The organism is Populibacterium corticicola (assembly GCF_042683685.1).
In the GTDB taxonomy this organism is placed as follows: Bacteria; Actinomycetota; Actinomycetes; order Actinomycetales; family Cellulomonadaceae; genus Timonella; species Timonella corticicola.
The window spans coordinates 485438-500414 of record NZ_JBHUOP010000003.1; the positions used below are offsets into that span (position 1 = coordinate 485438).

General features: G+C 60.1%; 14 protein-coding genes. 10 read left to right on the top strand and 4 right to left on the bottom strand.

What is annotated here, in order from left to right:
• Positions 1–28 precede the first annotated feature (28 nt).
• The 4 genes from ACFSYH_RS09070 to ACFSYH_RS09085 all read left to right on the top strand — a co-directional run bounded on the left by ACFSYH_RS09070 (position 29) and on the right by ACFSYH_RS09085 (position 2148).
• On the top strand, positions 29–598 hold the full coding sequence (locus ACFSYH_RS09070; RefSeq protein WP_377466587.1) for a single-stranded DNA-binding protein: 570 nt from the start codon (positions 29–31) through the stop codon (positions 596–598).
• 60 nt (positions 599–658) lie between these two features.
• Complete coding sequence (rpsR, locus tag ACFSYH_RS09075) at positions 659–895, top strand: 30S ribosomal protein S18 (protein WP_019147399.1); 237 nt, start codon at positions 659–661, stop codon at positions 893–895.
• 16 nt (positions 896–911) lie between these two features.
• Positions 912–1358: a 50S ribosomal protein L9 gene (gene rplI / locus ACFSYH_RS09080; RefSeq protein WP_377466589.1), complete on the top strand. Its 447-nt coding sequence runs from the start codon at positions 912–914 to the stop codon at positions 1356–1358.
• A gap of 433 nt (positions 1359–1791) precedes the next feature.
• Positions 1792–2148, top strand: coding sequence for a VOC family protein (locus ACFSYH_RS09085; RefSeq protein ID WP_377466590.1), 357 nt, complete (start codon positions 1792–1794; stop codon positions 2146–2148).
• A 99-nt stretch (positions 2149–2247) separates the two neighbouring features.
• Here ACFSYH_RS09085 and ACFSYH_RS09090 read toward each other — a convergent pair whose 3' ends face one another.
• Both ACFSYH_RS09090 and ACFSYH_RS09095 read right to left on the bottom strand, forming a co-directional pair.
• Positions 2248–3015, bottom strand: a complete 768-nt coding sequence (locus ACFSYH_RS09090; protein ID WP_377466591.1) for a DeoR/GlpR family DNA-binding transcription regulator — start codon at positions 3013–3015, stop codon at positions 2248–2250.
• A 195-nt stretch (positions 3016–3210) separates the two neighbouring features.
• A complete protein-coding gene (locus ACFSYH_RS09095; protein WP_377466592.1) occupies positions 3211–4269 on the bottom strand; it encodes a zinc-dependent dehydrogenase in 1059 nt (352 codons plus the stop codon).
• A gap of 168 nt (positions 4270–4437) precedes the next feature.
• Here ACFSYH_RS09095 and ACFSYH_RS09100 point away from each other — a divergent pair, with 168 nt between their 5' ends.
• Complete coding sequence (locus ACFSYH_RS09100; protein WP_377466593.1) at positions 4438–6432, top strand: PTS mannitol transporter subunit IICBA; 1995 nt, start codon at positions 4438–4440, stop codon at positions 6430–6432.
• A gap of 614 nt (positions 6433–7046) precedes the next feature.
• Here the strand turns inward: ACFSYH_RS09100 and ACFSYH_RS09105 are convergent.
• Positions 7047–8378, bottom strand: coding sequence for an MATE family efflux transporter (locus ACFSYH_RS09105; RefSeq protein ID WP_377466594.1), 1332 nt, complete (start codon positions 8376–8378; stop codon positions 7047–7049).
• Between the two features lie 437 nt (positions 8379–8815).
• On the opposite strand from ACFSYH_RS09105, the gene dnaB reads away from it, so the two are divergent.
• Positions 8816–10195 (top strand): replicative DNA helicase, encoded by a 1380-nt coding sequence (gene dnaB / locus ACFSYH_RS09110; RefSeq protein ID WP_377466595.1) that lies wholly within the window; start codon positions 8816–8818, stop codon positions 10193–10195.
• 184 nt (positions 10196–10379) lie between these two features.
• Positions 10380–11132 (top strand): tetratricopeptide repeat protein, encoded by a 753-nt coding sequence (locus tag ACFSYH_RS09115; RefSeq protein ID WP_377466596.1) that lies wholly within the window; start codon positions 10380–10382, stop codon positions 11130–11132.
• Between the two features lie 75 nt (positions 11133–11207).
• On the opposite strand, the gene ACFSYH_RS09120 is transcribed toward ACFSYH_RS09115, so the two are convergent.
• Positions 11208–11690, bottom strand: coding sequence for a hypothetical protein (locus ACFSYH_RS09120; protein WP_377466598.1), 483 nt, complete (start codon positions 11688–11690; stop codon positions 11208–11210).
• Positions 11691–11928: 238 nt separating this feature from the next.
• On the opposite strand from ACFSYH_RS09120, the gene ACFSYH_RS09125 reads away from it, so the two are divergent.
• From ACFSYH_RS09125 to ACFSYH_RS09135, 3 genes are read left to right on the top strand one after another with little or no spacing between them, the layout of a single operon-like run.
• Positions 11929–13140, top strand: a complete 1212-nt coding sequence (locus ACFSYH_RS09125; RefSeq protein WP_377466599.1) for an ROK family protein — start codon at positions 11929–11931, stop codon at positions 13138–13140.
• A complete protein-coding gene (locus tag ACFSYH_RS09130) occupies positions 13137–14093 on the top strand; it encodes a carbohydrate ABC transporter permease (RefSeq protein ID WP_377466600.1) in 957 nt (318 codons plus the stop codon). Before ACFSYH_RS09125 ends, ACFSYH_RS09130 begins: the two co-directional genes overlap by 4 nt.
• Entirely contained in the window at positions 14086–14928 is an 843-nt protein-coding gene (locus ACFSYH_RS09135) for a carbohydrate ABC transporter permease (protein WP_377466601.1), read from the top strand. Before ACFSYH_RS09130 ends, ACFSYH_RS09135 begins: the two co-directional genes overlap by 8 nt.
• Positions 14929–14977 lie beyond the last annotated feature (49 nt).

Here is a 14977-nt window from a genome sequence, read left to right on the forward strand (position 1 = left end):
ACGTATACGCAAACCTTAGGAGAAACACATGGCCGGTGACACCGTAATCACGGTAGTTGGAAACCTCACGGGAGACCCTGAACTCCGCTTCACCGCGTCCGGGGTGGCCGTCGCATCGTTCACGATCGCGTCCACACCACGCTCCTTTGACCGCCAGACCAACGAGTGGAAGGACGGCGAAGCGCTGTTCCTACGCTGCTCGCTGTGGCGTGAGGCAGCCGAGAACGTAGCAGAATCCCTGACCAAGGGAATGCGCGTGATCGCACAGGGCCGCCTCGTACAGCGTTCCTACGAAACCCGTGAAGGCGAAAAGCGAACAGTCATCGAACTCCAGGTCGAGGAAATCGGCCCATCGCTTCGGTACGCTTCCGCAAAGGTCACCCGCAACGCACGCTCCGGCGGCGGAAACGGTGGCTTTGGTGGCGGAAACCAGGGCGGCGGAAACAACGGTTTCGGCGGAGGCAACCAGGGTGGTTACAGCCAGGGAGCCCCAGCCGGCAACGGATTCGGTGCAAGTTCAGGTGTTCGGAACGACGACCCGTGGGCAACCGCGGGTCCGGCTAACGGCGGCGGATTCGCCGACGAGCCACCGTTCTAATCGACACACAAGAGAAAACTTGGCCCGTCACCACGGGCATCCAGTGAAGGAGAAACCACAATGGCAAAGCCAGTTGTGCGTAAGCCCAAGAAGAAGTCCAACCCATTGAAGTCCGCCAAGATCGAGGCGATCGACTACAAGGACACCGCCCTGCTGCGTAAGTTCATTTCCGACCGTGGAAAGATCCGCGCACGCCGTGTCACCGGTGTATCCGTACAGGAGCAGCGCCAGATCGCTCGTGCCGTCAAGAACGCACGCGAGATGGCTCTTCTTCCTTACTCGTCGTCCGCACGCTGATAGGGAGAACTTTCCAATGGCAAAGCTTATTCTTACCCACGAAGTAAACCGCCTTGGCGAGCCAGGCGACGTTGTTGAGGTCAAGGACGGTTACGCACGTAACTACCTGATCCCACGCAAGCTCGCCACCCCTTGGACCAAGGGTGGAGCAGCAGAGGTTGAGGCAATCCGTAAGGCCCGCAAGGCCCGCGAGATCGCCAACCTCGAAGATGCACGCGCACTGCGTGACGCTCTCCAGGCAAAGCCAGTCACCGTTGCCGCTAAGACCGGCAAGGGCGGACGCCTCTTCGGTTCCATCTCGACCGCAGACATCGCTGCTGCAGCCGAGGCTGAGGGCCACAAGATCGACCGCCGTAAGGTGCAGATCCCTGAGGCGATCAAGGTAACCGGTAACCACTCCGCTACCGTTCGCCTACACCCAGAGGTCGAGGCAAAGCTCAAGGTTGTCGTAGTTTCCGCGTGAGCTGAAACCGCTTGAGAAGGCTCGGGCGCCGCGCGCCTGAGCCTTCTCGGACACCTAAACTCAAGGGCTCTCCCATTGCGGGAGGGCCCTTTTGTCATGCCTGCTTGTGCTTGCTTCTGTTCGCGGTGTCGCTAAGGTTATCGGACGGAACGCCGATGGGGTGTTTCTGGTCCGGGTGCATAGTTTTTGTGTGTGCATCCGGACGAATTTTGTCCCATCGGTTTTGATTGGCGACGATCCTGCCGAGTTGTGCGTGTTCGTCCTGACCCAGCCGCGCTGGTTGGTGCGCAGTGCGCAACCGTGCACTCGCAACGTGCGTATCAGTTCGAGAGTTACGGATAGTGCACTATCGGTAACTCTCGCGGGGTTGGGGAGCGGTGCAAGCGCTACCGGCGTAGCATGGGCCCAGGTAGGAACATTCGAAGGAGACGCCATGCCCACGTTAGGTATGATCACGATCGACACCCTTGAACCTCGCCGCCTGTCCGACTGGTGGGCGGAGCGTTTGGGCGGTGAAACCATCTTCGATGGTGAGGGGTACTTCAGCATCATCTCGGTTCCAGGTTGGTCCGTGAACCTAGGTTTTCAGAAGGTCGAAGACCCAACACCCGGTAAGAACCGCATCCACCTCGACCTTGATTGGGCTCAAGGTGAGGAGCGTGAGTCCGGGATTGCGGCTTGGGTTGAGGCTGGAGCTACACATCTAGGGCAGCGCGGTGAGAACGATTTTCACTGGGACACGTTTACCGACCCTGAGGGCAATGAGTTCTGCATCGGTGATGCACACTGAGCGTTCCCTGCCCTTGCCATGACCTCCGGTAGGAGGAGCGGTGGGTGGTGGCAGCCTGCTGAACCGGTGGCTCCAGCAGGTGCAAGCGCGGTTGAGCGGTCAGGCGATGAGGACCTCAATGCCGTAGTCTTCGAGCACCTTTATGGGGAGAACGGGGCTTTCTGCGTCGGTGATGATCATGTCGATCTCATCGAGCTCAGCAAACCCCACGGTCGCTGTCAGGCCGAGCTTGCTGGAGTCTGCGAGCACGATGACCTTGCGTGCGCACTTCACCAAAGCCCGCTTGACCGCTGCCTCCTCGGGATCAGGAGTGGACAGACCGTTTTCCACGCTGACACCGTTGGTGCCAAGAAACACCACATCCAGTTTCAGCTTTGAGATGGCTTGAACGGTGACTGCACCGACTGCAGCCTGTGTGGTGGTGCGTACCTTCCCCGGAAGCAGATGCAGGTCAAGGCCGGGAACAGTGGCAAGACGCGCCGCGATGGGGACGCCATGGGTGAGAACGGTGAGTTGCGTGTCCGGCGCGATGAACTCGACCAGTTTGGCGGTCGTGCTGCCCGCATCGATGGCAAGCGTTCCACCGGGTTGGGGGAGGAATGCCTTGGCCTTCAGCGCGATGCGTTCCTTTTCTTTGGCGCGACTGTGATCGCGCTCATCGAGGCCGCTCTCAATCGCGGGGAGTGAGGAGATCGGGATCGCTCCACCGTGTAGGCGGCGGATGAGCCGCAGGCGCTCTAGGACTTTGAGGTCACGCCTGATCGTCTCGTTGGTGACCTGGAACTCTTGAGCTAGGTCCGCAACGGACACGCGGCCCCGTGCGAGTACTAGTTCAACTATCTTGGATTGGCGTTCCTCTGCGTACATGCTGCTCTCTACCGGTATGGTGCGTGGTTGTTGTCCCCGTATGCGGGTTGAGTCTCGTGGTGTATTGAGAACGACCCACCTCGAATCATCGCAGAAAAGTGATGCCGCCTAGCAATTGCACCGGAAACTGGGCTTGCTAGGCGGCGATCCTTTGAGTAGCGGAGGAAGAAACTCTGCGACTGGCCGTAGAGGGGTTTACGGCTCTACCGTGACCTTGATTGCCGTGCCGGAGCGCACGAGGTCAAAGGCGCTGAGTACATCGTCGAGTGGAATGTGATGGGTGATGAGGTCCTTGACTGGAACCTGCCCGGTGGAGATGTATTCGAGGGCTTTCTTGTTGTGCTCTGGTGCAGAACCGTTGGCGCCGTGGATGTGGAGTTGGCGGTAGTGCACGATGTTGGAGTCGCACGTGATGGTGGGGTTCGTCTTCGGCAGTCCGCCGAAGAAGGAGATGCGGCCGTTGCGTGCCGCCATCGCAATCGCCTGTTCCTGGGTGATGTTCGCCGCGGTTGCGGTGATGATGACGTCTGCGCCGCGTCCGCCGGTCAGTTCCATGACGCGCTCCACGACGTCTACCTCGGAGGCGTTGATGACCTCATCCGGTGCGGCTGCCTCTGCGGAGAGCTTGAGGCGGTCCGCATTGACATCCACAAGGTAGACAGGGCCGCACTTGTGGACGCCGCGAGCGATGCGCACGTGCATACATCCGATGGGGCCGGCGCCGAAGATGACAACGGTGTCTCCCTCTTCGATGCCGAGGAGTTCTTGGGCGTTGATGGCGCAGGCGAGGGGTTCCGCCGCAGATGCCTCATCGAATCCGACGTTCTCGGGGATTCGGTTGAGGCCGTCAACCTTGAGTACTTGGCGTGGTACGACCATGTATTCCGCGAATCCACCTTCGTACTGGTAGCCCACGGAGGTCTGGTTGGCGCAGACCGCCATCCAGCCCTTTGAGCACTCGTAGCAGTCGCCGCAGGGGACCGCTGCAATGACTTGGACTCGGTCACCGATGCTCCAGTCCTGCTGGAAGGCTGTGGAGACGTTGCTTCCCACCTCCACGATCTCTCCGGCGATCTCGTGTCCGATGGTGCGTGGTGGGCTGAGGTTCTGGTGTCCGTTGTGGAATATCTTGACGTCTGTTCCACAGGTGGAACAGTTGCGTACTCGGATCTTGACCTCGTCCGGTCCACATTCTGGTTCGGGCTGGTCTTCGAGCCGCACGTCTTCGGGCGCGTAGAAGCGCAGGGCCTTCATTGGTCCTCCAGGTGATTGAGTGTGTCGTGGCACGGTGTCACGCGCCACAATTCATCATAACCACACTTTCGGACATAAAAATAGTTGGAAGTCCTTGGCAATGAGTCTGTTTATGAGGTTTAATGGCCAAGTCTGTATGACCTTAGTCACTGATCTCAAGGAGGAGACATGTCTAGTCCTGCTGACGCGCCATCAACCAAGGGTGGTTTGCGCATCGCAGTTCAAAAACTCGGGACATCGCTGTCCAACATGGTGTTACCCAATATCGGTGCCTTCATCGCGTGGGGCCTGATTACGGCCCTCTTCATCGAGGTCGGCTGGATAACACTCATCGGTACGAGGCTCTTCGGGTACGAAGGCAGTTACGGATTCGTGGAGCACTTTGGTGCCTGGGGCGCCGGTGCCGACGGCACGGGCATCGTCGGCCCGACAATCACGTATCTACTTCCCATCCTCATCGGATACACCGGTGGACGGATGATGTATAACGACAACGTCCGAGGCGGAGTTGTCGGTGCTATAGCAACAATGGGTGCAGTCACCGGTGCAGACGTACCTATGTTCTTAGGCGCGATGATCATGGGCCCACTGGGCGGTTGGTCGATGAAGCGCCTGGACGCCCTGTGGGAAGACAAGATTCGACCTGGCTTCGAGATGCTGGTCAACAACTTCTCAGCAGGTATCTGGGGCATGATCCTTGCAATCGTGGGATTCGTGGCGGCAGGTCCTTTCGTGTCCGGGTTCTCCCGAGGTGCAGAGGCTGTCGTCAACTTCTTGGTTGAGCACAGTCTCTTGCCCCTCACCTCCGTCCTGGTGGAGCCAGCCAAGATCCTGTTCCTGAACAATGCCATCAACCACGGAGTCTTCACGCCACTTGGCACGACGGAAGCCGTGCGAGAGGGTCAGTCGATCCTGTTCCTCATCGAGGCCAACCCTGGACCAGGTCTTGGTCTGCTGCTTGCATTCACGTTCTTTGGCGTTGGCATGGCGAGGGCCTCGGCACCGGGTGCTGCACTCATCCAGTTCGTTGGTGGTATCCACGAGATCTACTTCCCATACGTTCTCATGAAGCCGAAACTCATCATCGCGGTGATCGCTGGTGGTATGACCGGTGTGGCAACCAACCTCATTTTTGGCTCGGGACTTCGCGCACCTGCGGCACCGGGGTCGATCATCGCGGTGTGGCTGCAATCTCCGGTTGGCAGCCTCGTTGGGGTGACCTTGTCCGTGGTGTTCTCGGCTGCGGTCACGTTCGCGATCGCCGCTGTGCTTCTGCGTCTTGATCGCAACGGCTCCGGTGACCTGGCCGGTGCGACAGCGGACATGGAGCGGATGAAGGGCAAGTCCTCGATTGCGTCCGCGGCACTGCTTGGAAACCGTGCGAACGGTGGACAAATCAGCTCGATCGTGTTTGCCTGCGATGCGGGTATGGGTTCCTCTGCGATGGGGGCCTCTGTACTGCGCCGTAAGATCCGTGGCGCAGGCTTCCCCGACGTCTCGGTTGTGAACAAGGCGATCTCGTCATTGACCGACACCTACGACTTGGTGGTCACCCACCAAGACTTGACCGAGCGTGCGCGGGAGCGTACTCCATCCGCCCTGCACGTGTCGGTTGAGTCTTTCATGGAGAGCCCTCGTTACGACGAGATCGTTGAGTTGCTGCAGCGGGAAGGCGAGGCAGGGTCGGGCGGCGCCCACAGTGCCTCGGACAGCACGGGGGCAGTGGGCGTGGGAGACCTGCTTGCGCCTGAGACGATCGTGCTTGAGGGCACGGCTCGTAACAAGGAGGAGGCCATTGAGGAGGCAGGTCGTCTTCTCGTGGATATCGGAGCGGTTACCCCCGAGTACGTTGAGTCGATGCACGAGCGCGAGCGTTCTGTCTCCACGCACATGGGTAACGGTCTGGCCATTCCGCACGGAACCAACGAGGCTAAAGCGGCGATACGCCGCTCCGCTTTGGCCTTTGTGAGGTATCCACAGGGGCTTGATTGGGGTGGCAAACCCACGACGTTTGTCATCGCACTGGCTTCCGCGGACGGCCAGCACTTGGAGACGCTTGCCAAGATCGGGGAAGTCTTCACCGATCAGGAGCAGGTGGCTCGGTTGGAATCGGCAAACTCTGCTGCTGAGGTCCAACGACTGTTGAATCCATTGAAGGCCTGATCTTTGGATTCTTCTGCTGGGTGGTTCTCAGACCGTTAGCGCCAACTGAGGACCACCCAGTTTTTCGACGACTTCGTGAGCCCCACCCCCATCTTGGCGGCTTGCGGATTCGAGTACGCGCACTGATGCGGTGCGTGAACGTACCTGTCCCGATTGGACTTTCGTGCGTTCCTCCACAAAGGGTGCGGGTGGCTACACGCTTGAGGCGGTAGCCACCCGCACCCTTTTCGCATTGCTGACTCTCACGTGAACCGTCAGCACCCCCGCGCGATGTTTCGGTCCTGTTGGCACTGCTGCCACGTAAAACCGGGACACCGCCGACAGGACCGAAACGGTGGAGGGAGAGTGCTCTGATTGGCGACGATCCTGCCGAGTTGTGCGTGTTCGTCCTGACCCAGCCCGGCTGGGTCGGGAGATGGTGGGGTATCTGCTCGTATCGTCGGCAATCTGAACCCCCGCAAATAGGGTCATAGGTTTTTTCCTGTGTGTGAGCCTTGTGAGCCTTGTGAGCACTGGAACACAAGAAAAAACTTATAACCCTAATCGCACGAGAGCGTTGTGCTCGGTTGGGCGAGAGTGCACTTTTCGTAACTATCAAGGAGACGGGCAGAACGTTAGAGAGCGTGTTCGGTCCATGCATCGGAACGTAGTCGGACGCCGTTGGCCACAGCGCGGGCGCCCGTGTACACGAGCCCAAACGCGACCCACAGCCACACAAGGCCTGCCGCGCCGGATGGGGCCCACGCGTACACGGCGAATGCGACCGGAACGTAGACGGCCAGGTTGATCATTCCGACCTTGGCTAGGTAGACGCCGTCACCGGCACCCATCAGTACACCGTCGAGGATGAACACCCACCCCGCAATGGGCATGAACACCGCTGCGGCGATAAGCCCGGCGATCACTGCACGCTGGACCGACGGCTCCGAGGAGAACAGGGGAGCTATGAACGGGCTGAGCCCTGCCATGATCGCGCCGAGGACCACGCCAGCCCCAACGCCCCACTGCAGTGTTCGTCGCAGCACCGCCGCCGTGGCCGCCTTGTCGCGTGCACCCACCGCTTGACCCACAAGCGCTTGGGCTGCGATGGCAAGCGCATCGAGAGCGAAGGCTGCGAAGTTCCACAGTGCGTTCACGACCTGATGTCCAGCAAGCGCGGTCGTGCCCAGATGCGTTGCCACAAAGATCGTGACGAGGAGCGCCGCACGCAGCGAGATCGTTCGGATGAAAAGGGGCACTCCGCTGCGGGCGCTCGCGAGGATTCCGGCGGGTGCAGGGCGCAACGAGATGTTCTCGGCGCGGGACTTGCGCACCACAACGGTTGCGAGCACGAGGCCCATGCCTATCTGCGTGATAGCGGTTCCCGCACCTGAACCGGCAACGCCCATGTTGAGGCCATATACGAGGACAACACTCAGGACCGTGTTCACGATGGCACCGACCACCGCCACAACGAGCGGAGTCTTCGTGTCCTTGAACCCGCGCAGCACACCGGTCGCGGCCATGACGATGAGCATTCCCGGCAGACCGGGCACGCTCCAGCGCAGATAACTGGTGGCTTCGACGAGTAGGGCGTCACTGGCCCCGAGCAGGCCGAGTATCCACGGGGCCGCCGCCCCAAACCCAACGGCGAGGAGGATACCGAGTCCGAGCGCGAGCCACAGGCCGTCAATACCTGCCTTGAGTGCGCGTTCGCGTTGTCCGGCGCCGATGAGCCTGGCCACCGACGAGGTGGTTGCGTATGCGAGGAAGACGCATAATCCCACGATGGTCAGGAGCAAGGTCGAGGCGATGGAGAGTCCTGCGAGCGGGGTCTCGCCAAGATGTCCGACGATTGCCGTGTCGATGAGGACGAACAGCGGTTCGGCGATCAGCGCGCCGAGAGAGGGGATGGCGAGCGCGAGGATCTGCCGATCATATCCACTCTTTGTTCGTTTGTTGTCCACTTACTGGTCCTTGCTGCGGGATTTGTTTGACGCTCTCCTTAACCTAGTCATCCACAGTCAAAATGGCTAATTTGAGCCATTGTGTGGATGAAATCACAGGGTTATGCAACGTTAATCCACAGTTATCCCCATTCTTGTCCACAACTGTGGACTGGGAATCTCCGCCAATCTCCACAGTTATCCCCAGGCATGTGGAAAAAGGTGTGGAAACATGCTTGGGCAGAACCCGATAGAGTGCTAGAGGCTCGGTGTATTCTGTCGAGCTCGAGACACCACGCGCGGCCACACTGCCCAAGACCGTACTGACGAGACGTAGAGTCTGGACCGGGCCTAGTTCTGTACGTACGGACCCATTCCCGCTGCGGTCCACATGACGTCAGATCAACGCGTAGCACGCCACACGGCTTATGCCGACCGTTCCACAAGGAGCACACCACATGTCGATCGAACCTTTCGACCCCGCATTCTCCTCCGCGCCGCCGTCGGAGAATGAGCGAAGGTTTGACCGTACGCCGCCGCAGGATCTCGCGGCAGAGCAGAGCGTCCTCGGGGGCATGCTCATGTCCAAGGACGCAATTGCGGATGTCATCGCGCAGATCAAGTCCAACGACTTCTACAAGCCGGCACATGAGGCGATCTACGACGCGATCGTTGACCTCTATGGTCACGGAGAGCCCGCAGACGCGATCACGGTGGTCGCGGAACTCAACAAGCGCGGCGCACTCTCCCGCATCGGCGGTGCCCCGTACATCCACGACCTCATCGCGATGGTCCCGACGGCGGCCAACGCCGGATACTACGCCCGCATCGTACGGGAACGCGCCATCATGCGCCGCCTGGTCGAGGCCGGAACCCGCATCGTCCAACTCGGCTACGCGACCGACGGCGCGGACGTGGACGAGGTCGTCAACAACGCTCAGGCTGAGATCTACAACGTCACCGAAAACCAACAGTCCGAGGACTACGTGGTCATCGGTGAATTCCTCTCGGACGCAATCGACGAGATTGAAGCGGCGCAAAACCGCACCGAAGGACTGACAGGCGTCCCGACCGGACTCGAGGACTTCGACCGGCTCACCAACGGTCTGCACCCAGGCCAGATGATCGTCATCGCGGCCCGTCCGGCGATGGGTAAGTCCACGCTCGGCATCGACTTCGTGCGATCCGCATCGATCAAGCACCAGATGGCCTCGGTCGTGTTCTCCCTGGAAATGTCCCGCAACGAGATCGCCATGCGTATCATCGCCGCCGAGGCCTCGATCTCCATGGGCAAGCTCCGCAACGGTGACATGCAGGAGGCGGACTGGCAGCGCCTCGCGCAGGCCCAGTCACGCATGCAGGAAGCCCCTCTGTTCATCGACGACTCGCCCAACATGTCCCTCATGGAGATTCGCGCGAAATGCCGTCGACTCAAGCAGCGCAACGACCTCAAGCTCGTGGTCATCGACTACCTCCAACTCATGACCTCGGGCAAGCGCGTCGAATCACGCCAACAGGAAGTCTCCGAGTTCTCTCGTGCGCTCAAACTGCTCGCAAAGGAAATAGAAGTCCCGGTCATCGCGATCTCGCAGTTGAACCGTGGCCCTGAACAGCGTACCGATAAGCGCCCGGCCATCTCGGACCTTCGCGAATCCGGTTCGATCGAGCAGGACGCAGACATGGTCGTGCTCGTGCACCGCCCCGATGCCTACGAGAAGGAACACCCGCGCGCCGGAGAGGCCGACCTGATCGTGGCGAAGCACCGTAACGGTCCAACCGCAGACATCGCCGTTGCGTTCCAGGGTCAGTACTCACGCTTCGTGAACATGCAGCAGTAGGTGTATCCCTGATCGCCGGCCATCCTGCCAGCGGTGGCGGCCGCACCGCACAGCCGGCTCGTCGCCAAGTAAACTCATCCAACGCACCACCCACCCGCACCCTCGCGAGAAACTTGGCAGAGTAGTCCAAGACACGTACCGCAACACCTGTTCAGACGGGTGAAAAACCGCTACAGTCGGGGGCATGAGTTCATCTAATTTCAACGAATCGATCTCAGGTGCACAGGATGCCGTCCACCGTGCGGTTGAGGCGCTGAAAGAGTCCGGTGGCGTAGCGGAAGGCAACACCGTGGACGCGTTGCGCCAGGCCCGCGCGTTCTTCGCCTCCCAAAACTCGCTCGCACAGGCCGCCATCTGCGCGATGAACCTGGGTGATCTGTACTGGAGTCAGTCCAATGCCGTCGAGGCACACGAGATGTACGCCGCGGCCCGCACCGAGTTCGCTCAGACTGACATGCCCCGCGAGGCCGCCGACGCAACCATGAATGTGGCGATGGTGCATTGGAGCAATGGTGAACTCGCCGAGGCCCGCGCCCTGTACCTCGAAGCGCTCTCCTACTACACCGAGAACGATCTGGAGCACGAGGTGGCCTCCGCGAAGCTCTCGCTGGGAGGTGTTCACGAGGCAACCGAGGAATCCGATCTCGCTCTCGCCGCCTATCATGACGCGCTTGACTACTACTCATCCGCTGAGAACGACCGCCGCGTCAGCCAGTGCCAACTTGGAATCGGACGCGTGCTGCTGAATGCAGACGACTTCGAAGAGGCCGAGCCGTACTTCCTCGAGGCGAAGAAGGCATTCAAGGCCCGTAGCCAGCAGCACCAGTACGGCGAGTGCATGGTCGCGCTCGCTGACATCTACCACGCACTCGACCGCAAGGACGATGCACGTAAGGCATTCGAAGAGGCCCGTACGGTCTTCTCGATCGCGCAGTAAGTTTCGATCTGTCGATCGAACGGCAAACGTGTGGCGGCCTCCTCTGTTGGGGAGGCCGCCACACGTTTTTTGCGTCTAGTTGTTGGTTGGCGTCGCCGGTGGGGTGGTACCGAGTTCTTCGCGGCGGCCATCCCACTGTTCGTCGAGTTCCTCGAGGTTTTCCTCGATGGTCTCGGAGATCTGCTTGAGGATGGCCAGCAATTCGATGGGTGTGAGGTTCGAGGACGTGAACTCCCACTGGCCATCTCCCTTGAACTCGATGAGCGCGTGTGTGGTCTCGCCATGAGTCACGGAGGCGCCGACGGTCTCGTCTGAGCCAGGCCAATAGCAGGTTGCCTCGTAGGAGAAACCGCCGTCGTCGAGGAGTTCATCGCGGATGGGAAGGTCCGCGAGTTCGATCTCGATCTCCTCAGCCTCATCTTCGGCAAAGCCATTTGGTGGTAGCACGATGTTGTTGAACGCGCTTTCACCCTCGCTTGGGAAGTCTAGCGAACCTCCGCGCGAGATCTCTTCAGCGATGCGTTGAAACTCGCGTTCCATTGGGGATTCCTTAGACATGGTGTCGCCTTTACAAAAGTGGTGCATTGGATAGGTACACGCTACTAGATCTGGGCGAGAGTTCGGTGCTAGGCACGTCGTCGGCTGGCTGCGTATCCATTCAAATCGGCGACGAGCGGGTGACGTCTTGTCGTTCCGTCACGTGACCGTGCGGCGAGTGATGTGGGGTTGTTGTTGACAGGGGTGACGGATGGAGTTAATTTAGTACTAAATTTAGTACTGAACAAAGGTGTCCTCAGTGGTTCGCACAGTAGTTTCCTCAAGCGGGGATCTTGTCCCCTCAGCGGTCCTGGCACTGTTGGGACTACACGGTCCGATGTCCCGTGCCGACATTGCCCGTCTGCTCGACGTCAGCCCGGCAACAGTCACACAGGTGACAAAGAATCTCCTTAGCCGAGAGATCATCGAGGAACGGCATTCTGTTCCATCCGCAGGCGGTCGCCCGGCCCGGCTGATCGCGCTCACCCAGGGTGCAGTCGGAGCAATCGGGGTAAAGGTCGCCTCCACGCACGTGCAGATCGTCGAGGTCGCCATTGACGGAGATATCGTCAACGCCCACACCCACACATTCGATGCAAGTGCCGCCGGGGCAGTGGAGTACCTCGGCGATCTCCTCGAGAAGCAGGTCGAGAACCACTCAGGGAAGCTCCTGGGAATCGGCGTCGGGATCGCGGGTAGCGTCAACTCGCAGGAATCGGGAATCGTCAATGCCCCAACCCTCGGCTGGAATGACGTGAAACTCGGTCCCTATCTGCGCAATCGGCTCGATGTTCCCGTGCTCGTTGAAAACGACGTCAACGCACTCTCCGTTGCCGAACGCCTCTACGGAACCGGCCAAAAGTACGCGTCGTTCATCGCCATCACCATCGGGCGAGGAATCGGATGCGGAATGATCGTGGACGGTGCACTGCACCGCGGCGCATCAGGCGGTGCCGGAGAGATCGGGCACCTGCCCACAGCAATCGACGGACCACTCTGCGACTGCGGAGCCTATGGGTGCCTGGAAGCACTGGTCGGACAGAAGGCGCTCGAGGCCACCGCTCGCGAGCAGAAGATCATCTCCGCAGAGGAAGGCATCGCCCAACTGCTTGAGCACGCCGCCCGCGGACACGAGGCGGCACGGGAGATATATCGCTCCGCCGGATACCTACTCGGTCGATCGATAGCCGGGGTCGTCCACACGATAGACCCGGAGATCGTGGTGCTCCTGGGCGAGGGCATTGACGCCTGGGAGTTCTGGCAGCCAGGATTCGAACGAGGATTCCGGTCAGGACAGTGGGCAACGCGGAACAACCTTCCCTACATCGTCGAGGCCTGGGCTGACGACAAATGGGCGCTGGGAGCAGCAGCCCTCGTCTTGGCGGCCCCATTCGATGCCCGCAATACCTCCGGCGGTCAGGGAAAACTCGTCCGCGAGCGACTCAGCACCCATGTTGGAGTGGGAGCATGAGCACCGCCGCCTCCCTGACGGAACTGAACTCACCGGGAGACGGACAAACCTCCCCGGCCCCACCACCTCGTCGGAAAAGGAAAACCAACTGGAAGCACTACGGGTGGCTTGCGTTCTTCCTGCTCCCCAGCGCTGTGCCGCTGATGATCTTCGTGTTCCGTCCCATGATCAGTTCCCTGTGGATATCGCTGCATGAATGGAACCTGATCTCCGACATGCAGTGGGTTGGATTCAGCAACTACACCCGGTTGCTGAGCTCGGAACGGACCTGGGACATAGTGGGGCACACCCTGCTCTACATCGTCGGATACCTACCGATCGTCTACTTCGGTGGTCTCGCGCTCGCGGTTCTGCTGAACCAGAGGATATTCGCACGCGCCTTTTTCCGATCCGCCTACTTCCTTCCCGTCATCACGAGTTGGGTCGTCGTCGCACTCGTCTGGCAGTGGCTGCTCAACCCATCCAACGGATTGGTCAACCAGGTACTCGGATTCCTCAACCTACCGCAGCCTGGATGGTGGACCGACCCGACCTGGGCCATGCCATCGGTCATCATCGCCTCGGCCTGGAAAGACCTCGGCTTTGTCATGGTCATTCTGCTTGCCGGACTACAGGCCGTCCCAAACGATGTCATCGAGGCGGCAAAGATCGACGGTACCAATGCCTGGCAGAGATTCTGGCGCGTCACCTTCCCCCTGCTGTCGCCCTCGACCTTCTTCGTCATCGTCATCTCACTGATCAATGGCTTCCAGGTGTTCGACCAGGTGTACATGATGACCGGAGGCGGACCGTCCGGATCAAGCCAGGTCATCGTCGGACAAATCTACGACCTCACGTTCCGATACGGCCGTGCCGGCGAGGCGTCTGCGCTCTCGTGGATTCTCTTCCTCATCATCATGCTCGTCACAGCCTTCCAACTCGTTGGCCAGAAGAAGTGGGTGCACAGTGCCTGACCCATACACTCGAAACAAGAAGCGTCTGACCACGAAGTCCGTTGTCCTGCACGTGCTGGTGGTGCTCGGGGCCGCGCTGATGCTCTTCCCCTTCCTGTGGACGGTGGTCACCTCCATCACCCCAGGTGGAACACTTGCCACGGGACCGAGCCTCATCGTCAAGGACCCAACGCTTGACGCCTATCGCAAACTGTTCGGTTCGCTTCCGGTCATGAGGATCATCGCCAACTCGCTGTGGATCGCGATCGCCACGACGATCCTTCAACTGATCACCTCGTCGATGGCCGCCTATGCCTTCTCACGCATCGCATTCCGCGGAAAGAACGTCGTGTTCGCCCTCTACCTCGCAACCATGATGATCCCGATGCAGGTGCTCGTGGTGCCGCTGTTCATTCAGATGACTGAGTTCGGTTTGAACGACACCTACCTGTCCCTCATCGCCCCCACCATCGCCGCAGCGTTTGGGATCTTCCTCGTCAAGCAAACCATGGACTCCATCCCACGCGACCTCGATGAGGCGGCGACCCTCGATGGAGCAGGTCATCTACGGATCTTCTCCACCATGATCCTCCCGCTCACCAAGGCATCACTGGCAACCCTTGCCGTGTTCGCGTTCATGAGCAGTTGGAACAGTTTCCTGTGGCCACTGGTCGTGATCCGCTCCCCGGAACTCATGACCTTGCCTCTGGGGCTGGCCACCCTCAAGGGGCAGTACACAACCGAATGGGACGTCGTCATGGCTGGCTCGGTCATGTCGATCATTCCCATCGCCGTGATCTACCTCTTCGCACAGCGGCACATCATCGAGGGCATGTCGCATACCGGTCTCAAATGACTCGCCACAGCTACGCGCTCGATGCCCTACCCAGCCCACCGTTGCCCGT